Annotated in this window: 22 protein-coding genes; 5 read left to right on the top strand and 17 right to left on the bottom strand. The window is 57.5% G+C overall.

Annotated features, from left to right (window positions below; all coding sequences use genetic code 11):
• Positions 1 to 4: 4 nt before the first annotated feature.
• The 4 genes from ACPJXG_RS22675 to ACPJXG_RS22660 all read left to right on the top strand — a co-directional run bounded on the left by ACPJXG_RS22675 (position 5) and on the right by ACPJXG_RS22660 (position 3,134).
• Entirely contained in the window at positions 5 to 1,621 is a 1,617-nt protein-coding gene (locus tag ACPJXG_RS22675; protein WP_425252411.1) for a type VI lipase adapter Tla3 domain-containing protein, read from the top strand.
• A 13-nt stretch (positions 1,622 to 1,634) separates the two neighbouring features.
• Complete coding sequence (locus ACPJXG_RS22670) at positions 1,635 to 1,901, top strand: PAAR domain-containing protein (RefSeq protein WP_099379511.1); 267 nt, start codon at positions 1,635 to 1,637, stop codon at positions 1,899 to 1,901.
• 100 nt (positions 1,902 to 2,001) lie between these two features.
• Complete coding sequence (locus ACPJXG_RS22665; RefSeq protein WP_152598853.1) at positions 2,002 to 2,649, top strand: hypothetical protein; 648 nt, start codon at positions 2,002 to 2,004, stop codon at positions 2,647 to 2,649.
• A 44-nt stretch (positions 2,650 to 2,693) separates the two neighbouring features.
• Positions 2,694 to 3,134 (top strand): DUF695 domain-containing protein, encoded by a 441-nt coding sequence (locus ACPJXG_RS22660; RefSeq protein ID WP_051959421.1) that lies wholly within the window; start codon positions 2,694 to 2,696, stop codon positions 3,132 to 3,134.
• Between the two features lie 130 nt (positions 3,135 to 3,264).
• Here ACPJXG_RS22660 and bla read toward each other — a convergent pair whose 3' ends face one another.
• Positions 3,265 to 4,083, bottom strand: coding sequence for a class A beta-lactamase (gene bla, locus ACPJXG_RS22655; RefSeq protein WP_425254781.1), 819 nt, complete (start codon positions 4,081 to 4,083; stop codon positions 3,265 to 3,267).
• Between the two features lie 67 nt (positions 4,084 to 4,150).
• Positions 4,151 to 6,826 carry a hybrid sensor histidine kinase/response regulator gene (locus ACPJXG_RS22650; RefSeq protein WP_425252410.1) on the bottom strand — a complete coding sequence of 892 codons (2,676 nt, stop codon included), beginning with the start codon at positions 6,824 to 6,826 and terminating at the stop codon, positions 4,151 to 4,153.
• Between the two features lie 531 nt (positions 6,827 to 7,357).
• On the opposite strand from ACPJXG_RS22650, the gene ACPJXG_RS22645 reads away from it, so the two are divergent.
• Positions 7,358 to 9,583, top strand: coding sequence for a TonB-dependent receptor (locus ACPJXG_RS22645; protein WP_278317929.1), 2,226 nt, complete (start codon positions 7,358 to 7,360; stop codon positions 9,581 to 9,583).
• A 78-nt stretch (positions 9,584 to 9,661) separates the two neighbouring features.
• On the opposite strand, the gene gluQRS is transcribed toward ACPJXG_RS22645, so the two are convergent.
• The 15 genes from gluQRS to tssF all read right to left on the bottom strand — a co-directional run bounded on the left by gluQRS (position 9,662) and on the right by tssF (position 26,908).
• A complete protein-coding gene (gluQRS, locus tag ACPJXG_RS22640) occupies positions 9,662 to 10,591 on the bottom strand; it encodes a tRNA glutamyl-Q(34) synthetase GluQRS (protein ID WP_425252409.1) in 930 nt (309 codons plus the stop codon).
• 126 nt (positions 10,592 to 10,717) lie between these two features.
• Positions 10,718 to 11,569: a hypothetical protein gene (locus ACPJXG_RS22635; protein WP_425252408.1), complete on the bottom strand. Its 852-nt coding sequence runs from the start codon at positions 11,567 to 11,569 to the stop codon at positions 10,718 to 10,720.
• Positions 11,570 to 11,621: 52 nt separating this feature from the next.
• The gene (locus ACPJXG_RS22630; protein WP_425252407.1) at positions 11,622 to 12,011 is read right to left on the bottom strand and encodes a VOC family protein; all 390 of its coding nucleotides are present in this window, start codon (positions 12,009 to 12,011) and stop codon (positions 11,622 to 11,624) included.
• A 176-nt stretch (positions 12,012 to 12,187) separates the two neighbouring features.
• A complete protein-coding gene (locus ACPJXG_RS22625) occupies positions 12,188 to 12,610 on the bottom strand; it encodes a hypothetical protein (RefSeq protein ID WP_425252406.1) in 423 nt (140 codons plus the stop codon).
• Positions 12,611 to 12,928: 318 nt separating this feature from the next.
• Positions 12,929 to 13,405 carry a hypothetical protein gene (locus ACPJXG_RS22620; RefSeq protein ID WP_425252405.1) on the bottom strand — a complete coding sequence of 159 codons (477 nt, stop codon included), beginning with the start codon at positions 13,403 to 13,405 and terminating at the stop codon, positions 12,929 to 12,931.
• 76 nt (positions 13,406 to 13,481) lie between these two features.
• On the bottom strand, positions 13,482 to 14,087 hold the full coding sequence (locus ACPJXG_RS22615) for a hypothetical protein (RefSeq protein WP_425252404.1): 606 nt from the start codon (positions 14,085 to 14,087) through the stop codon (positions 13,482 to 13,484).
• A gap of 37 nt (positions 14,088 to 14,124) precedes the next feature.
• Complete coding sequence (locus tag ACPJXG_RS22610) at positions 14,125 to 14,409, bottom strand: hypothetical protein (protein ID WP_425252403.1); 285 nt, start codon at positions 14,407 to 14,409, stop codon at positions 14,125 to 14,127.
• A 243-nt stretch (positions 14,410 to 14,652) separates the two neighbouring features.
• Complete coding sequence (locus ACPJXG_RS22605) at positions 14,653 to 14,928, bottom strand: hypothetical protein (protein ID WP_425252402.1); 276 nt, start codon at positions 14,926 to 14,928, stop codon at positions 14,653 to 14,655.
• A gap of 16 nt (positions 14,929 to 14,944) precedes the next feature.
• Positions 14,945 to 15,091 carry a hypothetical protein gene (locus ACPJXG_RS22600; RefSeq protein WP_425252401.1) on the bottom strand — a complete coding sequence of 49 codons (147 nt, stop codon included), beginning with the start codon at positions 15,089 to 15,091 and terminating at the stop codon, positions 14,945 to 14,947.
• Between the two features lie 86 nt (positions 15,092 to 15,177).
• On the bottom strand, positions 15,178 to 15,549 hold the full coding sequence (locus tag ACPJXG_RS22595; RefSeq protein ID WP_425252400.1) for a hypothetical protein: 372 nt from the start codon (positions 15,547 to 15,549) through the stop codon (positions 15,178 to 15,180).
• Entirely contained in the window at positions 15,546 to 20,528 is a 4,983-nt protein-coding gene (locus ACPJXG_RS22590; RefSeq protein WP_425252399.1) for an RHS repeat-associated core domain-containing protein, read from the bottom strand. The genes ACPJXG_RS22595 and ACPJXG_RS22590 overlap by 4 nt, the downstream gene beginning before the upstream one ends.
• Entirely contained in the window at positions 20,525 to 21,823 is a 1,299-nt protein-coding gene (locus ACPJXG_RS22585; RefSeq protein ID WP_425252398.1) for a DUF2169 family type VI secretion system accessory protein, read from the bottom strand. Before ACPJXG_RS22585 ends, ACPJXG_RS22590 begins: the two co-directional genes overlap by 4 nt.
• A gap of 2 nt (positions 21,824 to 21,825) precedes the next feature.
• On the bottom strand, positions 21,826 to 23,967 hold the full coding sequence (locus ACPJXG_RS22580) for a type VI secretion system Vgr family protein (RefSeq protein WP_425252397.1): 2,142 nt from the start codon (positions 23,965 to 23,967) through the stop codon (positions 21,826 to 21,828).
• A gap of 77 nt (positions 23,968 to 24,044) precedes the next feature.
• Positions 24,045 to 25,091 (bottom strand): type VI secretion system baseplate subunit TssG, encoded by a 1,047-nt coding sequence (gene tssG, locus ACPJXG_RS22575; RefSeq protein ID WP_425252396.1) that lies wholly within the window; start codon positions 25,089 to 25,091, stop codon positions 24,045 to 24,047.
• Positions 25,055 to 26,908, bottom strand: a complete 1,854-nt coding sequence (gene tssF / locus ACPJXG_RS22570; RefSeq protein WP_425252395.1) for a type VI secretion system baseplate subunit TssF — start codon at positions 26,906 to 26,908, stop codon at positions 25,055 to 25,057. Before tssF ends, tssG begins: the two co-directional genes overlap by 37 nt.
• Between the last annotated feature and the right edge of the window lie 47 nt (positions 26,909 to 26,955).

Raw genomic sequence — 26,955 nt, 5'->3', positions numbered from 1 at the left:
AACCATGATGACGCTTCGTTGGTTGGGAATATCAATAGTTGTTGTGATTTTATTTTTTGGTTTGTTATGGCTCAGTGCCTTATCGAAGAGCCAGGCGCGTGAAATCGCGTCACAGTTGCAGGCGCAACAGCCAAAGACACCTATGGAGCCAGAGCAAGAGTACGTGCTGGAAGTGATCGGATTGGGGGTGACGCTGGATAAATACCGTCAGGGAAAATTGTGGGAGGCCTTGCAAAAAGGAAGTGCTTACACCAGCATACGCGAAAAAGATCCCAAGAAATACCCTTGGACGGGCGATGACAAGGACGGGGAAGGCGGCAGCAGGGCCTATGATGCGCTAGAAAATGGTGTCAATTTCACCCCGTTATACTGGGGGCTGCCATCGTTCTATGCAGGTACTCCCATCCTTGACCCGGCGGCACAACCGAGCTTAACTGAGCCGATGGCGGGACTCGTGGCTGGCGCTGGCACATCGGGCATGGCTTGGCACTTGTTTTCGATTGCTTCCTGGAAGCTGGATGAGCATCCTGACCAATTGTTGATTGATGTGTTTGATTTTTTCGATAGGCATCCTGATGTACCCTACATCGTTTTGCATTCCGAGGACAGTGTTGGCACGCGGGATGGCAACCGGAAGCCAGGCACTGCAAGAAAACTGGTAAACGGGTATTTCATTCCGGATATGCCTGATGCCACGGCGGTATTCATCCTGGCACGCCGCGAACGAGTAGAACCGTTGCGCCCATTTGTATGGGATGACCCGGAGAATAACTTCGTCCAGGAAAAACTGCGTGGCATGTATTACGAAGTCATGCAATCGCTGCCCTCGCGCGCGAAACAGCAGCGACCTGAAGCCTTCAGCGAACGTCAACCTACCGTCGCCGAATGGCTCGCCGCCGCCGCCGCCTTCGCCCAGCGGCCCGATATCCGCGGCGTGGGCTTGCATACGTTCGATAAACTCAATCCCTGGGAAAATCGCCCTCCGCGCTACTGGAAGCCGACGCCGTGGTTTCCCATTCCATGGAACCGGGAACAGATGGAAACCTTCGACCGCTTGCCCTCGTTCGGTTTCGTGCATCGGCCCGTATTCGTCAAATTTGCGGATGAAGAGGGCAAGCCCGTCACGCGGCGTGACCAGCGCCAGAAGATGTTCAATGCGGGCTGGCAGCAGGCGCTGCAAACCTTGCCGGTGGCGGAGCGCGGCAAGGGGCCAGCACGCATCGTGGCCGGTACGGGAAATCAGCCGGAGCAGGTGCTGATGCTCGAAGGCATGTTGCATGACTATGCGTCACAAGGCGGGCCGGAAATCGACAGCAGCAAGAGCGCACAGTTCATCAATACCGATCTTCGCCTGGGCAATACCGGTGCCGCCACCTGGTTCATGCAGATGGCCATTGGCGTGATGGGCAGCTATCGCGATGGCGGCGCCACTGCCGCGATTAATTTGCGTGACGGCAATGAGGCCAGCATCATCTTCATCACGCCGCCATCGGACGCCAAACGCCAGCAGCAGGATGCCAATGGCGATATCTTCCGCAGCCGCGTCACCCCGTCCGTCGATCCGGGCAACTATGCGGCGCCATCGGTGGAAGCCATCCTGGAAAGCTCGGTGGGCAAGTAGAACGGGAGGCAGCATGCGTAAAGTCATCCGTTTGGGCGACGCCACGTCGCATGGCGGCAAGGTGCTCAGTTGTGCCGCCACGCATTTTACGGTCAATGGCATTGCCGTGGCCTGCGTCGGGGACTTGTGCAGCTGCCCCATCAAGGGGCATCAAGGCTGCAAGATCGCCAGCGGCTCGTCGCGGCACACCATCAACGGCATCGCCATCGCCTTTGAAGGCGATACCACCACCTGTGGCGCCAAGTTGCTCGCTGGCGGCGTCAACTTCCGCACGTCCTGACGCCGTACGCTCCTTGTATTTCCTGGTAACTATATAATCTGCGCTTGGGCGATATCCGCCCCTGAACGTCGATTGAAGGAATGCCATGCCAGGATATTTCATGCGCTCTGTAGCGCTCTTTACCCTATCGGCCGTGTGCATCTCAGCCAGTGCCGCCGAGGTGGTGGCAGTGGATGCGCAGCAGCGCGCGTCCTTGCTGGAATTTTATGCACAGCAATATCCGGGTGAGCCGGCTGCGCGCACCGTGTTCGAGAGCGTGCCCGTGGTGGGCGGCCGCGGCAGCGAAGTGGTGGGCAGCGTGGAAACGTCGCCGTATCGCGGCCATGGCGCGCTGTGCCGGACGCAGCGCACCAAGTTCGTGCTGCACGGCGAGGGCAAGCAGGCGCGCTGGCAAGAGGCGGGCATGGAGTATTACGCCTGGCTCGACCGTGGCACCTGCCGCGCGGTGGCCGAACCCGTGCGCATGCTGCAGCGCATCCCCGATGTGGAGCTGGAAGGCGTCTTGCTGTACCAGAAACCGTTGCTGGAGCGGGCGCGATTATTGATGGCGGGCAATACGGCCTGCGCCCCCTTGCGGGCGCTGAAATTTGCGCTGGCGGCTGTCGACGTGGGCACGGCCGCACCGCGTGCCGAAGAGCGTTATGCGCTGGTGTTCAAGAGCGACCGCGACAGCTACGCCCGTGTCTGGCTGCGCAAGAGCGGCGCCCAGTATGACGCGTGGAATGTGACTTGCCCGCCAGTACTGTAGACTGCTCGCCCTTTGCCCGATTTTACTTTTTGACTGTTGCAACCATGAATGAAAATTCCACTTCCGCCCGCAGCTGGGGCACCATCGTCACGCATAGCGACGAGATGGCCATCATCTACCGCTATGTCGATACTTTCCATGACGACTGGGACCTGTCGTCGCAGCCGGACCGCATCATCATCGCCTGGCGTTATGAAGACGAAACGGGCATGCCCGCGCCGAACGAACGCGAGCACATGGAAGAGCTGGAAGCGGCGCTGGCGCCCGTGGTGGAAGAAGACGGTTTCGCCACCTTGGCGCTGGTGTCCACGGGCGAAAACCTGCGCGAATGGATTTATTACACGCAGTCGGGCGAAGAGTTTTTCAACCGCCTCAACACGGCGCTGGCGCCGCGTCCAAAGTTCCCGATTGAAATCCGCAGCGCGGCCGACCCCGCATGGTCCACGTACGCCGGTTTCATGGCCGCTTTGCCCCCAACGACCTGATCAAACCTGCTGCGCGTCGTGATCTGCCGCCTGCGATGCTCACTGTGCTGAAGCACAGTTCCGCTCTCGGCGCAGCGGGGGCGCCGAGCCTCTCTTCCGCTCGCGACGGTTTTATCAGGGTTGGATCTAATCAGACCAGCGCGGCCGTCACGATACGCGTGGCGGCCGTGATGATGTCCTGATTCGTGTCCGCTTTTTTCTGTTCGCGCGTGTAGTACACGGCGATGACCAGTGGCGCGCCGCTGGGCGGGTAGGCCACGCCGATGTCGTTGACGCTGCCATACGCGCCCGAGCCGGTTTTATCGGCCACCTGCCAGCCGGCAGGCACGCCGGCGCGGATGCGCTTGTCACCCGTCGTGTTGCCGCGCATCCAGGTATCGAGTTGCTGGCGCTGCGGCGCCGGCAAGCTATTTTCCAACAACAATTGCTGCAAGCTGTGCGCCATCGACGCGGGGCTGGCCGTGTCGCGCACTTCGCCGGGGATGGCGCTGTTCAATTCCGTTTCCCAGCGTTCCAGCTGGAACACCGTATTGCCGATGCTGCGCGCAAACGCCGTCACGGCTTGCGGCCCGCCTAATAATGTCATCAAGAAATTGGCCGCGCTATTGTCGCTGTACTGCAAGGTGGCGGCGCACAGGTCGGCGACCGTCATGCCGTCGGCCAGATGCTTTTCCGTGATGGGCGAGTAGGTGACCAGTTCCTTTTTCTCGTAACGCACGTGCTGATCCAGCAAGCCCGGCTGGCTGACGCTGCGCGCCAGCACGGCACCCGCCAGCATGGCCTTGAAGGTGCTGGCCAGGGGAAAGCGTTCATCGGCGCGGTAGGCCACGCGCAGCTCGCTGCCCTGGCGCCAGGCGGCAACGCCGAGGCGTCCGCCTGCGGATTTTTCCAGCGCGGCCAGTTGCGTCTGGGCGGCGGCGATGCTGGTGGCGGGCGCGGCAAACAACATCGGTGTCGGGCACAGCAGGGCGGCGCCGCCGACCAGCAGGAGATGGCGGCGGATGTGGTTCGTGGATTCAGTCATGGTCTGTCAGTATTGTTGGAGTGGAAAGGGTAGCCAGCAGTTCGCCGATGGCGAGCAGGTTGGCCGGTTTGGTCAGATGGTGGTCGAAGCCGGCCGCGCTCGATTGGCTGCGGTCGTTTTCGGCGCCCCAGCCCGTCAAGGCCACGAGCACGACGTTGGCGCCGGCCGGTATCCGGCGCAGCGCACGCGCCACTTCATAGCCGCTCATGCCGGGCAGGCCGATGTCGAGGAAGATAACGTCCGGCAAGAATTGCGGTGCCACGGCCAGAGCCTGTGCGCCGTCGTGGGCCACTTGCGTGGCGTGGCCCATCATGTCGAGCACGGCGGCGAGGGTGTCGGCCGCATCGATATTGTCGTCGACCACCAGCACGCGGAAATGGCGGCTGCTGGCGGAGCTGGCGGCGATGGCCGGTTCGGTGGGCGCCTTGGGTTCCTCCGTCAGCAGCGGCAGACGCACGCTGAAGGTGCTGCCCAGGCCGGCGCCTGGACTGGCCACCGTGGCGCTGCCGCCATGCAGCTCGGCCAGGCGCCGCACCAGCGACAGGCCGATGCCCAGGCCGCCCTGCGCTCTGCCCATGTTTTGTCCCACTTGCGTAAACATGTCAAACACGGTGGCGATCGATTCGGCGGGGATGCCCACGCCGCTGTCCTTGACTTCGATCAAGGCCTCGTGGCCATCGCGTAATGCACGCAAGCTGATCTGGCCGCCCGCCGGCGTGTACTTGGCGGCATTGTTGAGCAAATTGCCCAGCACTTGCGCCAGGCGCGTGGGATCGGCCTCGAGTGGCAGCGGCTGCTCGTCGAGTTCCACTTGCAATTGGTGGCGGCCCGCCTCGATCAGCGGCATGCTCGTTTCCACGGCGCCGGCGATGATGGCTTTCAGGTCCGTGCGCTCGGGCTTGAGTTCGATCTGGCCCCGCGTGATGCGGGCCACGTCGAGTAAATCATTGACCAGGTGCACCATCTGATTGACTTGCCGCTCCATCACGTCGCGCACCCGCGCCACGGTGGCGGGCTTGTCGGCGGCCAGGCGCATGATCTGCAAGCCGTTGCGGATGGGCGCCAGCGGGTTGCGCAGTTCGTGCGCCAGGGTGGCCAGGAATTCCGTCTTGCGCCGGTCCATTTCGGACAGGTTGTCGGCCAGTTGGCGCAATTGCTGTTCAGATCGCTTGCGTTCGCTGATGTCGCTGAACAATACCGTCAGCAGGCGGCTGCCGGGGCCGCCCAGGCGCGCGGCGAAGACTTCGAACCAGCGCTCCATGGCCACGGCTTCGTTTTCGTAGCGCACGGGCTCGCCGGTCTTGACGACCTGGTCGTACAGGTCGAACCAGTGCTGGTCGTGGTCGGGCACGAAGCTGCGGATGGTCTTGCCGATGGCGTTTTCCAGCCCCGACTGCTTGACGAAAGCGGGATTGCCTTCCAGGTAGCGGAAATCCACGGGGCGGCCTTGCTCGTCGTACAGCATTTCGATGACGCAAAAGGCTTGGTCCATCAGCTCGATCAGGGTACGGTAGCGTTCCTCGCTTCGGCGCAGCGCATCTTCCACCTGTTTCTGGCGCGTGATGTCGAGCAGGACGCCGGGCAATTGCAAGGGCGTGCCATCGGGCGCGTATTCCGCGCGGCCCCGCGCGATGACCGAACGGTACTGGCCATCGCCGGCGCCGACGCGGTAGCTGGCCTCGAACGGCGTGTGCGCCTGCAGCGCCTGGGCAATCTGCGTGCTGACTTGCTCGCGGTCATCGGGGTGGATGATGTCCAGATAGCGCGCCAGCGGCGCCGCCGTCGCCGCATCGGCATTGACGGGGAACAAGCGCGCCATATTGCTGTCGGCCGTGACCCGGTCGGCCACGATGTCCCAGTTCCAGGTGGCCACTTCGCCGGCCGCCAGGGTCAGGCGCAAGGTTTCCTCGTTCTGTTTGCTGGCCGTCAGGTCGAGCGAGATGCCGGACAGGCCGATCACGTTGCCAGCGCCGTCGCTGGCGCAGGTGCCGCGCATGTGCGCCCAGTGCAGCGACCCATCGGGCCAGCGCACACGGATATCGACTTCGAAATCGCTGGCGCTGGCGATGGCCGCGTGCACTACCGTTTGCCAGTGTTGCAGGTCGCCGTCGAGCATGGCGCCCGTCAGCTGCGCGTAATCGATGTGGCTGTCAGGCGGCAGGCCCAGGTTGCCCTTGAAGGCATCCGAACCGGCCATGCTGCCGCTGCCCAGGTCGATCTCCCACGTGCCCATGCGGCCGCCCTGCATGGCCAGGCGCAGCCGCTGTTCCGTCTGCCGTTGCTGCGTCACGTCGCAATGCGAGCCCAGCCATTCAACGATGCTGCCGTCGGGCGCCAGCACGGGCATCATGCGCACGAGCATGTTGCGGTAGGCGCCGCTGACGTGGCGCAGCCGGTATTCCGCTTCGAACACGCTGGTCAGGTGCGATGGCATGACGTAAGGCAAGTTGCGGTCGTCCGGATGCAGGGCATTGACCCAGCCACGGCCCAGCAGTTCGGCCTCGGTCTGGCCCGTGAAGGCGCGCCAGGATGGCTGGTCGGCATCGAACTGGCCGAAGGTTTTCGTGCTCCAGACGATGTCGCAATGGGCGCTCAGCAGTAAATGCGCCGCCTGGGCGGCGACGGTGGCGGACGGGACGGCGTTGCTGGGTTGGCTGGATTCTGGCATGGAGGCGATCGACGATGGTGCAGGGGGCTGCCGCCGCACTGGAATGGGGCGGCTTGGCAACTCAATTCTGGCGATATTACAACTATTTTTACCGCCGGGGCTGTCTTGCTGGACGCCAATTCCGCTTTCGCGGGCCAGGCAAAAAAAGTCGCGCCCTGCGGCAGGTGACCGGGGGAAATAGCAATGAAATAGCAAGGAAATAGCAAGATAGAGGCGGTATTGTGGCTGAATAACCACTAGTCGGCCCATTATGTTGATGAATGAATATTTTACATAACAATATTCTTGCAGCGCACAAGGCGCTTGAATTAAATTGGCGCCTTACTCAAAAGTTGGTGTTCATCAGACATCCCAGAGATGCGGCCGCTACCGCTGTCAGCTAGCACGACAGCCAGGGCAGAGCCAGTGACGCCAGGAGTGGAGAGACATCCGCTCGCGCTGCTGCACCGTGATGGTGCAGACGATCATCCAGCGCCGTACATAAGCCGGAGACAGGTTTCGCAATTCTTTTTTAAACTTCTGGGAAACAACATGATCAAGATGTCCAAGATGCACAAGCGTTTGTGCGCCAAAAGCGCTGCTATGCTGGCACTGTCCGCTGCCTTGCCTATCGGCTCGGCTTACGCTGATGAAGTCGCTGCTGATACGACCCCTGCCGCCAGCCAGCTGGAAACCGTGACCGTGACGGCGCAGCGCCGCAAGGAAAATATCCGCGACGTGCCCGTTTCCGTGTCGCTGCTGCGCGACGAAAAGCTCGACGTGCTGGTATCCGGCGGACAAGACATTCGCGTGCTGGCCGGCAAAGTGCCGAGCCTGAACGTGGAGTCGTCGAATGGCCGCACCTTTCCCCGCTTCTACATCCGCGGCTACGGCAATACCGACTTCAACATCTTTGCATCGCAACCTGTTTCCCTGATTTACGACGATGTCGTGCAAGAAAATCCTATCCTCAAGGGCTATCCGATTTTCGACGTGGCTGGCGTGGAAGTGCTGCGCGGCCCGCAAGGCACCTTGTTCGGCCGCAACACCCCTGCCGGCGTGGTCAAGTTCGAATCCGTCAAGCCGAACCTGGACAAGGTTGAAGGCTATTACAACGTCTCCGCCGCCACGCACAACACGACCAATTTCGATGGCGCCGTCAACGTGCCGCTGAGCAAAGAATGGGCCATGCGTGTCTCGACCTTGCGCCAGCACCGCGACGACTACGTCGACAACACGTTTACGGGCAAGAAAAACGCGCTGGACGGCTACAACGAACACGCCGAACGCGTGCAATTGATGTATGCGCCGAATGGCACGTTCAACGCCCTGTTCAATGTGCATCAGCGCAGCACCACGGGCAGCGCGCGCGTGTTCTTTGCCAACGCCATCAAGCTTGGCACGAATGACCTGGTCGACGGTTTCGATCCGACCAAATCCTACACCGATGCCTTGAACTTCCAGGAGCTGCGCACCAATGGCGCCAGCGCTCGCCTGAGCTGGGAACTCGACGGCGTCAAGCTGTACTCGATCACCGGTTTCGAACGCGTGGGCAAGTATGTGTCGCATGGCGACATCGACGGTGGCGCACCAGGCATGGTGCCAGCGATTCCATTCCCGGTGGAAACTGCTGGCGGCATCAGCAGCGTGAAACAGTACTCGCAAGAATTCCGCGCCGAATCGAAAAGTGCCGGTCCGCTGAATTGGCAGGCTGGCGTGTACTACTTCAATGAGGACGCCAACGGCTATACGGATAACTTCGGCGGTAGCGACCATGCGCTCGTTTCGCACCTGGCCAGCCGCCAGAAAAACACGGCCTGGGCCACCTTTGGTTCCGTCAACTATGCCGTCAACGATGACTTCATGTTGCGTGCCGGCTTGCGCTACACCAAGGACAAGAAGGATTTCAACACGGTAGTAGCGAACAACGTCCCGCAAATCAACCCGACCAGCGCCGATGTCAGCAAAGCCAAGGTCAACTGGGACCTGAGCGGTACTTACAAGTACAACAAGGATGTGAACTTCTACGGCCGTGTCGCCACCGGTTTCCGCGCGCCAAGTATCGCGCCAGCCAGCAGAGATGTATCCGTGACCGTGGCCGATGCGGAAACGATCACCTCGTTCGAAGCGGGCATCAAGGCCGACCTGTTCGAGCGCCGCGCCCGCGTCGCTTTCAGCCTGTACAACTACCAGGTGAAAAACCAGCAATTGACGGTCGTTGGCGGCACCTCGAACGTGACGCGTTTGATCAATGCGGCCAAGACGAATGGCCGCGGCGCGGAACTGGAACTGGAAGGTTTTGTCACGCCTAGCCTGAAGATGTCGTTGGGCGGTAGCTACAACTTCACGGAAATCAAGGATCCATCCCTGTCGGTAGCCACGTGCCGTAGCTGCACCGTGACCGATCCGATCAACGCCGCTAACCGTGCTGTTATCAACGGCAACCCATTGCCGCAAGCGCCGAAGTGGACGGTCACCGCCACGGGCCGCTATTCAATCCCGATGGAAAACGGCGAATTCTTCGTCTTCACGGACTGGGCTTACCGCAGCAAGATCAACTTCTTCCTGTACGAGTCCACCGAGTTCACCGGCAAGCCGATGGTTGAAGGTGGCTTGCGCGTGGGCTACACCTGGGATGCTGGCAAGTATGAAATGGCCGTTTTTGGCCGTAACATCACCGACACCCAGCGTATCACGGGCGCCATCGACTTCAACAACCGCACGGGCTTCATCAATGAGCCGCGTCAGTTTGGTGTGCAGTTCAAGGGCAACTTCTAATTGCCTGATACCAGGCGCCGGCCCTAGCGGCTGGCGCCTGCATTCCAACCCGCCTACGGTTCGCCGCGGCGGGTTTTTTTATGCGTGTATCGGAAGTTGCGACAAGCGCTGCGCCCAGGCGGGAATCGCTTGCCGCCAGAAGTCTTCCACGTTCTCGGCGCGAACGTCGAGGCCGAGGAAGCGGCCCGCCGGCAGCAGCGCCGACGCCAGCAGTTCGGTGGCTTGTGTTCCTGTATCGAAGGCGAGGGCGCCCGTCTGCTTGGACAGCTTTTCGCCGCTGTCGTTCGTGACGACAGGCACGTGCAGGAAGCCGGGATGCGGCAAGCCCAGCACATCCTGCAGATACAGCTGGCGTGGCGTGGAATCGAGCAAGTCCGCGCCACGCACCACCTGCGTGATGCCCTGCGCGCCATCGTCGACGACGACGGCCAGCTGATACGCCCAGTAACCATCGCCGCGCAGCACGATGAAGTCGCCCACCTCGCCGGCCAGGTCTTGCCGCTGAGGACCCGCCCAGCGGTCAATAAAGCCATACACGGCTTGCGGCCCCTTTGGCACGCGCAGCCGCAAGGCCCGCGCCGCCTTGCCCGGCGCCAAGCCGTGGCGGCAGGTGCCCGGATACACGGCGGCCCCATTCTTCGGCGCGCCCGCCAGCAAATTCGAATCCTGGATCTCCTTGCGCGAACAGCCGCACGCATACACGAGGCCATCGTCCTGCAATTGCTTCAGCGCCGCCTGGTACAGCGGCAGCCGCCGGCTCTGCCACGTCGCCTCGCCATCCCAGTGCATGCCGCAGCGCTGCAGGCTGGCCAGGATGCCGAGATCGGCGCCCTCGACATTGCGGTCATAGTCCAGATCCTCGATACGCAACAGCCACGTGCCGCGATGCACCTTCGCGTCAAGATAACTGGCCATGGCGGCAACGAGCGAGCCCATGTGCAGGGGACCGGAGGGAGAGGGGGCGAAGCGGCCGATGTAGGGGGCGGTGGGAGAGTTCGGAGACGGCATGCTGTGAGTGTAGGCGGTGGTGACAGGCGCTGATGGTTGATTGCTCAGGGTGGGGAGCTTTGGCGACAGCGGCAAGTATCGTGCAGGGCGATGGGCAAGTCAAATCCTGGGCTGTTCCTGCATTGCCTAATTGATCATCAAATGCGTAACGTTATCTTCAACATATGAAATTTCTTCTTTGCAGTAATGCGCGTCATTCAGCGCTCTGAAATGTAAATCCTTGTCGAATTTCTTCGTGCTGAACCTGTTACTGAGCAGTGCTACAACGCTTCCCTCATCTGGCCAGCCTGAAGAATGCAATGCTATCAATGAATTTCCAAAAGAAATTTCATCGAGAAGACAGGTTTTTAATTTTCGAGGTAGCTTCTTCAATAAATTCAGCCATCGTATCTCACTTGTTTTTGGGAAAAAAATATCACTATTTTTTATGGATGCTACTATTCGTTGCTGCACTTCTACAGATTTATCTATATCGATATACGATACACAATGATCATTCATTTTCAATCTGACGGGTGATTTTCTGGCTGTTTTGTACTGCAAGATTATGCATGAGGAGTATATTTTTATGTCATGCTGTACGATAACCCCTCCCCACGAAAATTGAAATGCTATTTCTGATAGTCCTTTCATTTTTCCGGGAATGCCAGACTTTCTTTGAATTTGTTTGACTAGCGATGATTCACTCACGCCGTTGCCTACAGAATTATTTTCAAAATAATGTATTATTATGCAATCCATTTCGGGGAAATTCTCTTTTACAATAATTAACTCTACAACGTAATCGCCTACCCATCCATTGATGTCAAAAATATACATTCCAGCCGCTGTTGTTGTAGGTATGATATGGAATATATTGATAATGCTATTTATGAAATCGTTTGCTGAAGTCTTTTTCGATAATGCAATCTCTCCATTGACGAGCAGTACTCCATCAATGAAATCAAAAATACAGCCTGGGATTTCAAATTTTTTCATTCTGTTATGCGAAATTTTGAATGAGGCATCTCGTATGAATTATTGCAATGATTCAGCACGGTTCGTAGAGGCAAATATTGTTCCCCATCGGATCTTCGACGTTCAGAAAACTTGCGTAGGGAGTCTCTACGTAACTGATGAAAAAAGCAGTTTTGTCCAGTCGCTCCTTGAGCGTGTCAATATTTTTCGTTGGTAAAGTGAATAGATTGAGCGTACCACCTTTGCTACCTACGCGATGTGCTTGCTCAATGTTTGAAGGAGGCATGAATTCTATTGAGAATTTTTTGTTGGACTCGTGCGCCATTGTCAGGCGGCGACTGGTGCCTGAATCACACTGAATGATGGTATCCACCGTAATAAAGAATCCGAGATTGTCAATATAAAATTCTTTTGCTTCGTCAAAATTAAGGCAAAGTATTCCTATATTGATTGTGTTTAACATGTGATTTTTCTGGATTTCATGCTTCTCTTGGGAAGATAGGATAAATACAAAAAATATTACTTTCAAATTACATAAGCCAGGATTTTATTATTAATAAAAAATTTTCACAGGCTTCATGTTCTTCTTTGAAAGCGCGAAGCCCTGTCTTTATTCCTCGTTCATAGTAAATAGTGGTTTTATTGATATGCACAAAAAACCGATGTGGTGTGATTGTGCGGGTCATGACATGCATCTATTTTCCCCCAAGGTCCTGATTGCGGCAGCGTGATAGCAAACTCATCTAGAAACCATCGTCTCAATCTTCTTGTATATTTTCCTTCGGGTTTAGACTGAAATCCGTCCATGCAATTTTCCGGACCAAAATCCCAGAATTTTATGAGGCCATCATCTTTCTCAAAAAAACAAATAACTATTATTTTTAATTTTTTTAGTTTGAAACTTGTTTTGTAGGCGATTACCTCATCCTTACACTTTATCCAGGCTTCCCAGTCTTGATTCATCGAGTGTAGATTTTTTCTTTTCATTCCTCTAAATAGAATGATTGATTCTTTTACAGAAAAATATCCATCTTCAAATATAGCATCATGAATTATATTCATTGTCAATAATTTAAATTTTGTGAAATTTTATCAGTTTCTTATTTTCATCAATCAGGCTTACCCTATAGTTTTCTGATTGGGCATAAAAATAAGCGGAGAAGAAACTCGGATTTAGAAAAATGCAAAAAACATATTTCCAACTCTTTTCCTCTGAATTTTCATTGATCAGTAGATTGATTATTTTTGGCGTGATTAGTTTGGTATTCCAATCCTTGGACAGCGTAATGTGGATATCAGTTCCATTTCCAATTTCAAAATTCATACTTGATAAAAATTTCTTATGTGGATAAATAAGAATTTTCATTTTGGTCCTTTGATTTATTGCGTATGAAAATAGTGCATATTCCACGATATTCCAATTGATGCCATCGCTGATTGAAGAGATGCTGAAGCTGAAATTTTGCCCCATGAAAAATTAAATGCGGAGAATGTTTTCTTTATCTCATCAGGACCTTTTCCCAAGACTTCAGCAAGTAATTTGGCTAGTCGGTTTTTGTCGGCTATTAATTGGTACTCTGTCGTGTTATATCCATATTTTTCTGTATTTCCCCCATCCCACGATAGCCAAACACTCTTCATGCAATAATTTTTAAAAATAAAATTTATGCCAAACTCAAATTCATTCAATCTTCCGCAGGTTGATAAATTGCGCACATAAGTGTTTGTTTTATTGTCTTCTATCTCAATGTTATTTTCTTTTGCAATTTGAATAAATTCAGATTCGTTAAGTGGCGCCATCATGATGCCATCCAATAGGAAATAACCACTTTCTGTATCAAAGGATAATGTTTTCATTTTTTGAAACCTTGCCGGATGACCTGGTACGGAGTGGTAATACGACAATCTCCAGCCGGACAATATGCCTTGACCGCTATCGGATGAGATTTTCGCATATCCACTCTAGAGTTTTCGCATAGGAAATATTTCCTTGTTCCCGTTCTTGGGCCGCATCATGAAGAAAAGAGTTCTGTAGTTCCGGAGTTCTCTTTTGCGCGATCCACATGCAAATAGAATCAGCGATAGCATGATCTATATTTTCCTCATCAAGTATTTTTGCCATCATGTGCAAACCTTTCAAAACATGATTTTTCCACATGTGGAATTCGGCCACAATCATGCGCAGTCTCAGGGATTTGCTTTTTTCGAAGCGATCAAGAATTTTCTCTTGTTCATAGCTTGGTGAGTTTTGTAGGTAGTAACTAAATATAGCTTCAATATGGCTATTGAAAACATCGTCGTCGGCAGATACATTGATGGCGATGATATTTTGTGCAATTTTTAACATGGCTGCGTTTGCAGGACTTTGCCATGCTATATCCCAGATGACCTGATGTATTTCCGGGCTATAAAATTCGCGTTCGAGCAAGCTGGCAAAAAAATCAAGTTCGTTGCTTGTAAGTGGCGCAGTTTTTTTTGCGATAATTTTTCTTCGCAAATTTTTAAGATATTTTTCTTCCAGACGCAATTTTTTCATCATTAATTAGAGTGAACTCTATTTGATTGATAGTCTCATTTTATCTATGATAGTTTGAACTGATGATTTTTCTCGTCTTTTTTGAAATGGTATAAGTGATGGATCTTCCCAGTGATGTTTTTCCACCTAGTATTTTTTCACCGGGTGCAAAATTTGGTACGAAAGTTATTTTAATACCTTCATTGTTGTCTTGAATATATATTTCAAAATCTGAAATATTTTTTTGCTCTTTTCTGAATTCATCCAAAGCCACGAGCAATTTTTCAATATTTTTTCCGGAAATTTTTTCTTCCAGGTTTTCCATTTTGGATATATTTTTTTTCATATCTCTATCGGGATAGGAAAGGTTTGTTGGAGTGCTCTGCTAGTTAATATTTATTTTCTTTATTATATATTTGTGTTTTTTCCATATATTATCATTGTCGAGCAAAGTGATGATTTTTGATCTGCCTTGATTAGTATGTATCCCCACGAGAAAGAAAAAAAAATCCTCGTACTTTGTCGATATTTCCGCTGATTGACCTAGTGATTTTGAAACTAACTTACTAAGATATTTTTTTTTCATTGATCATGCCGAGTGACTGGAGTTATAGCCAAGTCTGTTTGTGATTCCATCTGTCCAGAATATTTCAATAATGCAAAGAATTCCATTTTTAAGTCTGAAATTTACTCTTGTTTCCACATTGAGAAATTTAATATTTTGCATGCTATATGTTTCAAATTCATTTATTTTTCCAAAATATTCAAGAGAATTTATGTTTTTTATTTCTTTTGTTGATGTGTTTTTGTTTACGTGAAAATTCTCATTTATTTCGATATCTCCAGTATTTTTATTTATATTCATTTATGGCGTCGGAAATTTAAATATTTTCATTAGCTTTGAGTTTTGATATATCTGAATCATCAATGAAATATTGATTTCCTCCTCCTGCGTCTGTAATGTATGTGCCAATAGCTCTTGCTTCCTTTGCTGCCATTCCTTGAGCGCATGGATGGGTGTTTTGCACCGATGGCCCGTTGTGGAAGGTGGCTGCTGGTCATTTTTAACAATTTTTTTATGAACATATCTTGCTTTAATGCAATTTAATAAAATTCATTTTTGATAATTGATTTTAATTATTTTCTTGTCTTTTTTTGATATAAGATAAACCACCGTTCGACCCAGCGAGGTTTTCCCTCCTAGCATTGGACTCTCTCCCTTTGCAAGGTTTGGGTGGAATGTTAATTCTATTTCATTATCCTCATCTTTTATGTAGATAATGAAATCTTCAATATTTTTTTGTTTTTTTTCAAAATCCTCATAGGCTATAATGGAATATATGAAATATTTTCCTAATATCATATAATTCGCATTTTCTGAGTTTTCCATTTTTCTTCCTTTTTGGTTGTATAGATTTTTTGAGGCGGTATTTTCGCTAAGTGATAGAAAAATAAATGCGATAAGATAAATAATAGTATTTCTCATAAATTGTAAGTCTTTCCATTTTTCGAGTTGTATCCTTTTAAAGCACCACTCGGAGTGCCTAAATAGCCTCTATACTCAAATTTTCCTACTCCTTTATATTTCGCAATATCTATGTCAGCCTTGGAGAAATTGTTGCTGTCATAGTAATCTTTCTCTCTTGTTGTAGGTATTCCATTTTCTGTTGAGTAATTTCCGTGAGTATGCCAGTATCCAGATTCCTCACAGTTTTTTGCAACTTTCTTGCCTTCCCATGGATTTACTCCGTCATTATCTCCCCGTGTCGCTTTTGTGAAATCGTACTTCCCATTCTTTCCTTTGTAAATTAGTCCGCCATATTCAAGGTTATCTCGAATTGATTTTGAGTTGTAGCGGATTAATGCTGCGCGAGCTGCACTGTCAGCACTTGAAAAACGTCCGCCGAGGCAACATGTTCCACATTTTTTTTGTAGCCCAAGTGGATCAATCCACATTGTAGGATTTGGTGCATAAGAATATAAATTCATACCACCAGACAGCCCGGCAGGATCTTGATTTAGATATCTCGATGCGTCAGGATCATAGTACCGATACCGGTTGTAAAACAGGCCCGTTTCCTCATCCTCATACTGCCCCTGAAACCGCAGCGGCTGTTCGATTTCTCCGTCTATATGCAACAAACGCCCCCAAGCCTTGTAGCGCCCGCTCCAGACCACGTTCCCTTGTGCATCCGTCAGTTCGCGCGGCGTACCCAGGTGGTCGCAGTGGTAGTGGATGATGCTATCGTGTGCTGCCGCGTCATCGGCTACCGCCTGGGTACCTTGCCATGCCGATGCATGCAGCGTTTCGGTGTCCGCTTGTTCTTGCGCAATCGCGGCCTGCAGTTCGGCGTCGTCCCGGATGGCAGGCAAATCCCATTGGGCCACGCGCGGCAGGTGCACGGCGCTTGCCTGAAGACAGGCTGGCGAACTAATTTTGGCCAGCGGCACGAAGCTGTCCGGCTCGTACAGGTATGTGACCGTTTCTTCGTGTCCAAGTTCCTGCGCCAGCGTGTCGCCATCCCAGACGAAGAAGGTGGTGGCGTTCGTGCGGGCGGGCTGGTCTTTGGTGATGTCTTGCTGGCTGGTCCAGCGTGCTTCATCGACGCGTTTGGCGATGCGGCGGCTGAAGGCGTCATAAAAGTAGTGGGCGCGATGGCGTGACTGGCATTCCGTCCTTGTGGCGTGGCTAAGGCGGTTTTCGGCGTCGTATTGGAGTTCCAGCTCGCTCCACGTCGACTCCCTACCCGGTGGATGGAAGCGCTTGCCGGTGGCGTTGCCTTGCTCGTCGTAATCGTATTCGGTATCGCCGTAGTTTTTCAGGACGTTGCCGGGTGCTGGAGCCTTGTCGACCAGATTGCCTGCCGGATCGAAGGCGAATTGTTCGGTCAGGCCGGGTTGCACAGCGGAAAGCAATTGCCCGACGGGATCATAGGTGTAGCTGAGTTTGCCAAGCGGGCCGACAGCAGAAGCGCCCGTTTGCACGATGGTGCGCAAGTTTCCTTGGGCATCGTATTCGAAGCGGCGCTCGCGTACCGGGACGGGCGCGTCGGCGCCGCGTGCCAGGGTCAGTTGCGTGAGCCGTGATTGCGGGTCGTACTGGCGCGTGGCAAGCAAGCCACTGTTGCCCAGCTGCCGCTGCTTTTCGCGATGCAGCTTGTCGCGCTCCACGTCGACCACGGTCTGGCCCTGCCACAGCACGCCATGCCAGTGGCCGGAGCCGTAGCGCAGGGTGTCGATGCGGCGCCCGTTCGGCAGGATGGTCTGGGTACGGTTGCCCAGTTCGTCATAAGCGTGCGTCATGACAAAGCTGGCGTCCGGCGCGCGCGGAGCGTTCGGTAGCCTGCCGGCGTCGGGCGCGGACTGCAGAAAATATGCGCTGCGTTCTTCGGTCAGCTGGCCCAGGGCATCGTGGAAGAAACGTTGTTCGGCTTGCGGAGCGGATACGGCTGTCAGCCGGCCCAGCGCATCGTAGGCGTAGCGCACCACGCCATCCGCCGTGGTCTTGGCGCTCAGCAAGCCGAGCGCGTCGCGCAGCAGCTGCGTGCGCTGGCTGCCGCACTCGGTGGCCGTCAGGTTGCCGGCCTGGTCATAACTGTATTGCGTGCGCTTGCCGTCGAAACCCGTTTCCGACGCCAGCCAGCCTTCCGCGTGATACGCGAGCTGGTAGCTTTCGCCCTTGGCGTTGATCAATTCCGTCAGTTGCAGCGCGCCATCGTATCGATACTGCAAGGTCTGGCCGATGGCGTCCGTGCGCTCCACGGGCAAGCCCTGGCCGTTGTAGCGGTAGCGCGTCTGCTGGCCTGCGCCATCCGCGTGCAAGACCAGATTGCCGTCCGCATCGTAGGCGTATTGCTCCCGCGTTTGATCGGGCGCCGTGAGCCGGATCAGCCGGCCCAGAGCGTCATACTCGTAGCGGGTGGCATGGCCCAGCGCATCGTGGGCCGTTTCCAATCGCCCCAGCGCATCGTAGTGGTATTCGCTGGTGTGGCCGGAGCAATCCGTGTAGCTGGTCAGCCAGCCCTGGCGGTTGTACTGGAAATGTTTGCTGCCGCCCCTGGCGTCGATCAGTTCCACCAGCTGGCCTCGCTGGTCGTAGCGGTAGCGCGTGACGTGGCCCAGGGCATCCGTGATGCTGACGGGGCGGCCTGCCGCATCGTATTCGCGCAAGGTGGTGTTGCCCAGCGGATCCGTGAAGGCGACAGGCTGGTTCCGGTCGTCGTAGTCGATGCTGTTGCTGTGCCCCTTGGCATCGGTGCTGCGGGTCAGGTTACCGGCCGCATCGTAGGCATAGCGCGTGGCGGCGCCGTTGGCATCGATATCGGCCAGCAGCATGCCATCGCGGTCCCACTCGCGCCGGCCCAGCGAGGCGGCCTTGCCGTCGATGACGCGGCGCACTTCGGTCACCAGCCAGTTGGCGTCGAATGTGTATTCGAGGACGCCGCCGTTTTCCATGACTCTGCTGGTGTCGTTGTCCACGTAATCGACGCGCGTGTGCTCGCTGCCATCTTGGGCGCGCGTGGCGATGGCGCGCGCCTGGTAGCTGTTGGCCACGGTGATTGGATAGTGCTGTGCCAGTTCCGGTTCGCTCAAGGGGGAAGCGCTCCAGCGGGCGTGCAGCGCGTCCAGGCTGATCCATTCCAGCTCGTAACTAAAACCCGTGTAGCTGCTGCATGAAGTGAGCAGGTGGTGACGATAGCTGTAGCGGCGCGTGTCACCGAGCGCATTCGACTGGCTGACCAGGTTGTAGCGGGGCGCGAAGGGTGGCTGCGTTTCGTTTGTTTCGGCCGCGTATTGGTAGCGGACGTGGCAGAGGCGGCTGCCGTCCGCCAGCACTTCGTCAACCCGGCCGATGCTGAAGGACTGTTCTGCCTCCGCGCGCATGGCTTCGAGCACGCCGCCATCGTCGCTGCGCAGGCGCAACAGCACTTCGCCCGGCCTGGCATCGATCAATCGCTCGATGCTGACGCCGCGTCCATCGCGTCCTTCGCTACGCACGAGTGCAAAGCGCTGCGTGGTAATTGGCGCGGACGGGGCCAGCATGGCGTTGACGCCGTCGTAGCCGTGCGGCAGCCAGCCATCTTCAGCGCGCGCGTAGCGGTCGACGCTGCCGTCGCGCCACAGCAAAGTGAATGTGTCGGCGCCGTTGCGCGACAGCGTAAAACCTTCCTTGCGGCTATCGTGTTGCTGGCCCGGTTCCATGTGTGGCAGGCGCAGGGCGCGGCCGCTGTCTTCGTGGTAGACGATGCCGGCATCGCATAGCGACAGGCTGGTAGTGTAGGGCGTGGACCAGCGCGCCCCCAGCAAGCCCCAGTCTTCGCATTCGGCGCCGGAGCGATAGCAGCGCGTCCAGGCGATGGGGATGCTGCGTTCGAGCGCGAAATCCGTCTGGTACAGGATTTCCTGGCCCGTGCCGAAATGCACGGGCTTGCGGCCCTTGACGGGTTTTTTCGCGGGGCCGCTATCCTTGGGGCAGCAGTCGGACGGTGCTTCCGATTTTGGTTCTTTCTTGCCACGGCTCTTGCCGTCGTCGCCGCCGTTTTTTGGGGGAGGTTTGTCGAGTTTTTGGGGCGGCTGGTCCGGTTTTTTGCCGACCAGCTTGTCCTTGACCTTGTTGATGGTCGACGCCGTTTTCTTGCCAAGGAACTTGCTCAGTATTTTTCCGCCTGGAACCTTGCTGAAGGCCGCCGTTTGCAATAATGTGCCTGCCGCATTCATGACGATGTCTGAGGCGGTATTGAGCAAATCAGGTGTCTTGCCTGTCAAGATGTAGTCGGCCGCCTGGTCGAGCACCGTGGCCGATGCTTTCATTGCCGTGCCTGTTGCAACGGTCGCCGTGCCGGCCACAGCGCCCGTTGCCGCCCCCGCTTCCATCGCGGCGGCAACGGGGGCGCCGACTCCCGTCGCCGCAACGCCCACCCCGGCGACTCCCAGCACGGCGCTGCCTGTCAGGATGGTGCCGCCCGCGTCCACCAGGTCTTCGGCGGCGCCATGCATTTTCCTGGAGCCATGCTCCTTGTAATCCTGTGCCGCTTCCCGTATCGCCGCCGTCAGTTCCTTGAGCACGGGCTTGGCCGCTTCTCCGCCCCGTTCATAAATCTTGCCCACGGTATTGCGCGAATTCATCCATACTTCGCGCCCCATCTGCACCAGGCTGGCGCCGTTGGCGCGGTGGATGCTGCTGGCGACCTTGGTGTCGACCTGCTTGCCGACGGTGCCGCTCTTGACGCCGCCCGCCTTGCCGGCCGCGTCGCCCTTCACGGTGGGAATGATGCTGCGCTGGTGCAGGATGACGGGCTCGCTGTGCGATTTGACGTTGGGCGAGGCATTTTGCGCTTCCGCAAACTCACCGATGATGCTGTAGGGAATAGGGGGCGTGCTCGAGCCGACGGGCGTCTTGCAAATGTCGGGGCTGAGGCTGACGCAATAGAAGCGCGAGGCTTTCGTGACGGTTTCATTCGTCATGGTTTCTTGCCCTGTCCGGCGGCTTCGCTGAGCGCTTCCTGCGCCTGTTCCAGCAGTTCGATGCGGGCGATTTGCGCCGGTTCCATCAGGTGCAGCAGACGCGACCCGACCTGGTCCGCGTCGGCCGGCACGATGGCGCGCCACACCAGCTCCACGCTGGCGGCCTCGGGATCGATCAGTACCGTATCGATGGCCAGGCGCCAGACGAGAAACTGGTCGTTCTTGTCCGCCAGCAGCAGGCACAGCACTTGTCGCGGCAGGGCGAAGCGCAGCACGGTGTTGCCGCGCGGGTCGATGCGGGCCGAGGGGTGGTCGTGGCGACACAGATTGGTCAAGGTGAATTGTTCCAGTCCCGCCAGGTACGGACATTGCTGGTCGGGTGGCGTGCTGTTCCAGTACGCGAAATCGAAGTCTTCCGGCAGGGCGGGGACTTCGTCGGCATCCCATTTGTCCTTGACGACGATGCTGCCGGCCAGCGCGCGGCGCGGTAGCCAGCCACGGCCGATAACGGCCAGCCCCGCCGGCGCCGGCAGCTCCTTGCCGCCCGCGCCTTGCCAGAACTGGGCGGCTGTGCACGGCTGCGATGGCGGTGTGATGCGCGGCGCGGGCGCCTCATCGATCTGTTTCACGTCCAGGTACCAGTGGCGCGCAAAACCGCGACCCAACGGATTGGCCTGACAAGAGTCGTGCGCCGCCGCGTTGCAGTCATCGGCCTCGATGCGGCATTGCCCGCCATATGCGTAGGCATAGTGCAGCGGCAATTGCAGGAACGCTTCCGGCGCCGACAACTGCCAGGGGTTGGGCCGCAGCAGGCCCACGGTGGCAATGCGGGCGCAGCCTTGCGCCAGGCGCGTGAGGACGGCTTTCTTGCGGAAGGCGCGCTTGCCACTCACTTGCAGGGTCTTGTCGATCAGGGTCTTCTTTTCCGATCGCACCTTCAGGTTGACGAGAAATTGCGGCATCGCCTGCCCGCGCGGCGCGTGCGCTACGCCATTGACGATCACGTCGCAGCGCGGTTTGTAGGGCGCGAAGTCGCTCTCCTGTAGCGTGCCCGCCTGCGTGTCGCCGTCCAGGTGCCGGTCTTCCGTGGCCAGCGGAGATTGCCGTGCCATGGGCAGCAGGCTGGCCAGGCCGTCCGCGCCGCAGGGTCCCAAGGTGTAGCCCATGCGCGCCACCACCACATGAAAGGCCTGGCCAAACTGGTCGACCATGTCGAACTGGCTGGCCGCATGCGGCGTGCGGTTGTCGAAGAGCAGGTTGGGGATGTTGAAATGGGCTGTGCCGGCGTCGTTCATCGTCAGCCCGGATTGTTGTCGATGTCGTCGCCATGGATCTGCACCTTCGACCTGCCGCGGATGATGATTTCATCGGCAACCAGTTCGATGCGTCCCGGCGTGATGGTGATGCTGGACGTGCCTACCGTCATCGTGTGCGAATCGGTGGCCGTGAGCGTGCTGTCGGCGCCGACGATGACGCTTTTCGTCAGTCCGACTTGCTCGGCCTGCGCCAGCACCACGGTGGTGTTCATGGCGCCGATGACGGTGGTCTGGTAGGCGGCGCCGATGGTCAGTACCTTGGCCAGTCCGATCGTTTCGTCCTTGGCCAGGGTCACCCGTTCCGAACGGTGGCCGTCGATCTGCACCTGCTCGTTGCCGCCCACGTGTTCGCGGCGGTTGTCGCCGATGTCGATGTGTTCGTCATGGTCGACGCGCTCGCGGCGGTTGTTGTGCACGGTGATGTCTTCATCGTGGTCCACCGTTTCCGTGCGGTCGCGCTTGACGTGCACGGTTTCATCGCGGTCGATGGTTTTGCGCCGGTCGTTGCCGACCCAGTGCGATTCGTCGTGCTCGACTTCGATGCGCTGGTCTTTTTCCGCGTGCAGCCACAGCTCTTCCGCGTCCTTGCGGTCTTCGAAGCGCAGGGCATTGGCGTGCGCGGCGGAACCTTTTTTTGAGGAGCGGCTCAGCATCCCGCTCTGCGTCTTGTTGGCCGGTAAATCCCACGGCGGCATATTGCGCGCGTTGTAGACGCAGCCGATGATGAGGGGCATGGCGACGTTACCGTCGAGAAATTGCACGGCCACTTCCATGCCCACCCGGGGCAGGCTGATGTGGCCGAAATTCGGGCCGGCCCAGTTCGATATCACCCGTATCCACGGTGAACTCTTGTCGTCGAAGGTGCCCAGGCGGTCCCAATGGAATTGCACCTTCACTCGTCCATAACCGTCCGTGTGGATTTCCTCGCCGGGCGGCCCGACGACGGTGGCCGTCTGCACGCCGTAGATCTTCGGTTCGCGGCTATGAAAGTTGCGGCCCGGCCGCCAAGGGATGGCGCGGGGGATGCAGGTGAACGTGTTGCTGTAGTGCGAGGTGGCGCCGTGTCCTTGCTGATAGTTGTTGCTGGCGTAGTGGTGCACGGACAGGATCAGGTATTCGCCGGCGGCGCTGTCGAAATGTCCGCCCAGGGTGAACCAGCGCCCTGGTTGCGCCGTGCGGTCGTTGCCTTGCGCTTCGAACAGCTGCCCCTGCGCGTCGCGTTCTTCCATGCGGCGCTGGGCCAGCGCTTCGCCATCGTCGATGTTTTTAAAACCGTAGCTGCCCGTGTTTTCATAAATTTCCAGCGAGGGTACGGCTCCCTGTTTGTTCAGGGAATCACGGCTGGCGCGGGCGCTGCGTGGATTTTTAAAGTTGAAGCTGGCCACCGTCATCTGGCTTGGCGCCATGCGCCGCACCGTGCTCCACTGGTGCACGCCATCGTCTTCCTGGGAGCCTGCCTGGTGCTGGAAGGGGATTTCGCTCAGATCGCCATCGATGGGCTTGCCGGTGGTGCTGTCGTCGGACAGCCACAAGGTGTGGCCGTCAAGGCGGTGTTCGTAGCGGTAGTGCCAGCCCAGTTGCTCCCAGTGGCGGTGCAGCAGGTTATGGTCGCTCTCGTTGTGCTGGCACGTGTAGGTGATGGCGGGATCGGCTCCGCTGGCGGCCAGCTTGTAGTCGCGCATCAGGTAATCATCGAAGACCTTGTCCGTCAGCGCCGCCACCGTCAAGCCGTGGAAGGCGACATTGTTTTGCCGCAAGTGCAAGTGTGCCAGCCACGGTTCCAGCACCATTTCATAGAACGCGAAGCCGCCGTCCGTGCGCAGGAAGCGGAACTCGAAGACATAGCCATTGAAGTAGCGCAAGGTGCCGTCCTCGCGCACCAGTTCGATGGTCACCATCTTGCCCATCACTTTGTCGAGGGCGATGGCGGCATCGTCGGACAGCACTTCCACCACATAGGAAAAGTCGCGCGACAGGCTTTCGCTGGCGGACAGGCTGTTGGCGAGGAAGCGGATGCCGGCGGGGCCGTCGCCATGCGGAAAGCGCAGGCGCAGCAGGCGCTGACCCTGCATGTCGCCCGTCAATGCCGTCCATGCCGCCGTCGTATCGGGGAATTCGCTCATCGCGCATCGCTTCACGGTAGGGATCGTTGGCCGACTGTAGCAATAGCGAACACAAGCGTTTTGCGCGGCCGCAAGGATCAATCGTTGAACGAGGGCATCAAGTGCATTTCGTAATGTTTGTCATCGCGGTGGCGTGGCGTTGCCGCATCGCCAAGGAAACTGTTGCAGCCGAGGCCGCCTTGTGGCGCTGCCGCCAATGTTGTCCCTTGCACATCGCTGGCGCGCAGCACCAGCACGATGTCGTAGCGCACGAGCGGCTGGCCGAACAGCATCAGGATGTGCCGCAGCGCCTGGCTGCCAGGGGCGCGCGGCAGGAAGCTGGCATGCTGCTGCGCCGTGAGCGGGCCGAGGCGCAGGCGCACGGCCAGGTCGGGACGGCGGCAGCGTTCGCCGATGGTGGCGCGCTGGCCCAGCACGGTATTGACCATGCCCAGCGCCGTTTGTTCGCGCGGTGCCAACACGTCCATGGCTCCCGTCGCCTCGTCGATATGGCAGGGCACGCCGAAGTGGTCGGTAAGGATGCGCGCCATGACGATGGACGAGATGTTGCGCTGCTGCAGCAAGCCGCTGTACAGGCCGGCGGCGGCCTCGTCCTGGCCCTGGCCCGGCTGGCATGCGGCCAGGGCCAGCAGGCGCGACAGGAAGTCCCCGCTGTGGCCGGCTTGCTCGATGCGGTATTTTTGCCAGGCCTGGTAAAACAGGGCCACGGCGCGGCTGGAAAACAGGTCGAGAAAGGCGCGTGGGCCGGTGTCGCGTTCGCTATGCTGGTGCGCGGCGATGCGTTCGGAATAATGGCTGGGCAAGCTGCCCTGGCAACCCAGCAGGCCCATGAAGGCAGGCGTAAGGTGGATGGCCTGGCCGTGGCCGGACAGCAGCGCCTGCAGCAGGGCATCCGCATCGTCGATGCCGCCCGTCGCGAGCGCCTCGACCTGGCTGGCGGGAAAGCGCAGCGAGACGCTATTGTCGAAGCGCACGAGCTTTGCCAGCGCCGCGTGCTCGTCGATGCCGTGTTCGGCCAGCCACGCCAACAGCAGGCGCAGCGCCTGGAAGCACTCGAAGCGCTGCGGCGCGTCAAGCAATTGCTGGATCACGCTGGGGTGGCGTCGGCGCTGCGTTCCGGGCATCGTATGAGTTCCTCGCCGCTGCGGTGCGACAGCAGCGTCAGTTGGCTAAAGCAGTTGAGCTGGCTGTTCAGGGCGAAATAGCGCTGCAGCACCTGGGCAAAGATATGGATACTGCAGCCGACGAAGGCTTGCTCGTCGATGCCCAGGCGGATGGCGATGCCGGGCATCAGGGTGGGAAACGGCACGGTCGGCATCCACGCGCGCGTACCGCCGTGTTCGAGCGTGACGATGCCCTGAATCAACCGCTGCGTGGTGGGCGAGCGGGGCAGGTCGTACAGGCCCAGCATTTTCTGGAATTCGCCCAGGCCCGCTTGCGTCAGGCTGGAGTAATTGAGCGACAGGTGCGCAATCAGGCGCCAGTGGGTGTCCGCCAGGAAACGCACGCTGGGCGTGGGCTTGCGCAGGAAGCGCGCGGGGATACCGTCGGGCACGTCTTCGGCCAGCAAGTCGCCGCCGGGCAAGCCGTAGTGCAACTGCGTGGGCAAGTCGCGGTTGCTGCACAGCAGCTGCGTCGAGACGGTGGCGCAGGCCGCGCTGCCTGGTGAAAACTGCGGGTCGATCAGGCTCAGCCGCATTTCATGGCCGGGGCTGATGGCGGCCACGGCTTCGTCGCGGCGCGCCAGCCAGTATTGACCATACTCCTGGCCCTGTTCTACCTGAGAACCCTGCAGCGAGGCATATAGGGGCAAGAAAGTGCTCAGGCGCTCGCCGGCCTCGTCCTTGCGCACCACGGTGACGGCCTCGATGCTGTGGATGTCGTAGGCAAACGCATGCGTGGCATCGGCCACCAGCGCGTAGTCGGGCTCGGTATGCGTGAGGCGGATCGGCACGCCGGACTTGGCGAACAGGTTGACGACGGGCGTGCAGCCGAGCAAAAGATTATCGGGGCTGACGCCGGACAAGAGCCGCGCCTCGTGGCTGTCGCTGCGCACGCCCTTGAGCGGCAGGTGCAGGGTGAACTGGCGGCACTGTTTCGGCAGCAAGGGAGCCAGCAGGGACCATGCGATATCGATGAAATGAAATTTTTCCGGAAACGCGAAATACTCGGTCAGCAGGCGCAGGGCCGGGTGCGAGCGGGCGGAAATGGGGATCAGCGCCTCGTCGTCCGCATAGCCTGCCGGCGCCAGCAAGGCACCATCGATGGCTTGCCATGGGCCGTGTTCGTCCAGCGCCACGTACGCGCCCGCGCCGTGCAGGAACAGGGCGTCGATGAGGGCCGCGCGCACCGACGGTTCGCCATCGGCAAACAGGCGCAGGCTGGCAAAGCCGGCCTGGTCCAGGTAGTAGTTGTCACTGCTGCTGGTGAACTGCATGCTGAGCAAGGCGCTGGCGCCGGCGGGCAGGCGCAGGCCGGGCGGGGCGTCGATGATGGGCGAGAAATGCAGCTGCGTGAGCGCCAGCGGCGCCAGGCTCACGTCATACGCGCTGGTGAACTTGCAGGCGACGCCCTGCACCGGTTGCGAGCGCAGCACCGTGCCGCGCGCCACATGCACCACCTGGGCCAGCTGACCGCCAGCGGGCGCTTCGTCTGCCGCGATGCGCACGATGGAGCACGAAGGAAACGGCCGCAGGTAGTGCGGGTACAGGGTTTCCAGCAAGGAGTTGGTAAATTGCGGATAGGCGTCGTCGAGGCGCTTGGCGACCCTGGCTGTGAGCAGGGCAACGGACTGGATCAGGCGCTCGATGTGCGGGTCTTCGCAGGTGTCTCCGGCGATCAGCAGGCGCCCGGCCGCTTTCGGATAGCGGCTGGAAAATTCGCGCGTGTACTGGCGGAACAGGCCCAGCTCGCGCTCGTAATACGGCAGTAGTTGTTCCACGGTCGCGCTCTCCGCCAGCAGGAAAGCTTCATGCTGGCATCAGGCGC

Origin of the sequence: Janthinobacterium sp. NFX145 (genome assembly GCF_049810325.1) — a bacterium.
Classification (GTDB): domain Bacteria; phylum Pseudomonadota; class Gammaproteobacteria; order Burkholderiales; family Burkholderiaceae_D; genus Janthinobacterium; species Janthinobacterium rivuli.
Note: the sequence above shows the minus strand (reverse complement) of the source record. Positions and strands in the feature narration are given on the sequence as shown.

What these genes read in the sequence shown, in the direction of transcription:
- ACPJXG_RS22635 (WP_425252408.1), bottom strand. Translation starts at nt 11,569, where the DNA reads ATGAAAAAATTTGAAATCCCAGGCTGTATTTTTGATTTCATTGATGGA.
- ACPJXG_RS22675 (WP_425252411.1), top strand. Translation starts at nt 5, where the DNA reads ATGATGACGCTTCGTTGGTTGGGAATATCAATAGTTGTTGTGATTTTA.
- gluQRS (WP_425252409.1), bottom strand. Translation starts at nt 10,591, where the DNA reads ATGCCGTCTCCGAACTCTCCCACCGCCCCCTACATCGGCCGCTTCGCC.
- ACPJXG_RS22595 (WP_425252400.1), bottom strand. Translation starts at nt 15,549, where the DNA reads ATGAGAAATACTATTATTTATCTTATCGCATTTATTTTTCTATCACTT.
- ACPJXG_RS22660 (WP_051959421.1), top strand. Translation starts at nt 2,694, where the DNA reads ATGAATGAAAATTCCACTTCCGCCCGCAGCTGGGGCACCATCGTCACG.
- bla (WP_425254781.1), bottom strand. Translation starts at nt 4,083, where the DNA reads ATGTTGTTTGCCGCGCCCGCCACCAGCATCGCCGCCGCCCAGACGCAA.
- ACPJXG_RS22610 (WP_425252403.1), bottom strand. Translation starts at nt 14,409, where the DNA reads ATGAAAAAAAATATATCCAAAATGGAAAACCTGGAAGAAAAAATTTCC.
- ACPJXG_RS22630 (WP_425252407.1), bottom strand. Translation starts at nt 12,011, where the DNA reads ATGTTAAACACAATCAATATAGGAATACTTTGCCTTAATTTTGACGAA.
- tssG (WP_425252396.1), bottom strand. Translation starts at nt 25,091, where the DNA reads ATGCCCGGAACGCAGCGCCGACGCCACCCCAGCGTGATCCAGCAATTG.
- ACPJXG_RS22615 (WP_425252404.1), bottom strand. Translation starts at nt 14,087, where the DNA reads ATGATGAAAAAATTGCGTCTGGAAGAAAAATATCTTAAAAATTTGCGA.
- ACPJXG_RS22580 (WP_425252397.1), bottom strand. Translation starts at nt 23,967, where the DNA reads ATGAGCGAATTCCCCGATACGACGGCGGCATGGACGGCATTGACGGGC.
- ACPJXG_RS22670 (WP_099379511.1), top strand. Translation starts at nt 1,635, where the DNA reads ATGCGTAAAGTCATCCGTTTGGGCGACGCCACGTCGCATGGCGGCAAG.
- ACPJXG_RS22590 (WP_425252399.1), bottom strand. Translation starts at nt 20,528, where the DNA reads ATGACGAATGAAACCGTCACGAAAGCCTCGCGCTTCTATTGCGTCAGC.
- ACPJXG_RS22605 (WP_425252402.1), bottom strand. Translation starts at nt 14,928, where the DNA reads ATGAATATAAATAAAAATACTGGAGATATCGAAATAAATGAGAATTTT.
- ACPJXG_RS22650 (WP_425252410.1), bottom strand. Translation starts at nt 6,826, where the DNA reads ATGCCAGAATCCAGCCAACCCAGCAACGCCGTCCCGTCCGCCACCGTC.
- ACPJXG_RS22585 (WP_425252398.1), bottom strand. Translation starts at nt 21,823, where the DNA reads ATGAACGACGCCGGCACAGCCCATTTCAACATCCCCAACCTGCTCTTC.
- ACPJXG_RS22620 (WP_425252405.1), bottom strand. Translation starts at nt 13,405, where the DNA reads ATGAAAACATTATCCTTTGATACAGAAAGTGGTTATTTCCTATTGGAT.
- ACPJXG_RS22645 (WP_278317929.1), top strand. Translation starts at nt 7,358, where the DNA reads ATGATCAAGATGTCCAAGATGCACAAGCGTTTGTGCGCCAAAAGCGCT.
- ACPJXG_RS22665 (WP_152598853.1), top strand. Translation starts at nt 2,002, where the DNA reads ATGCGCTCTGTAGCGCTCTTTACCCTATCGGCCGTGTGCATCTCAGCC.
- ACPJXG_RS22625 (WP_425252406.1), bottom strand. Translation starts at nt 12,610, where the DNA reads ATGAATATAATTCATGATGCTATATTTGAAGATGGATATTTTTCTGTA.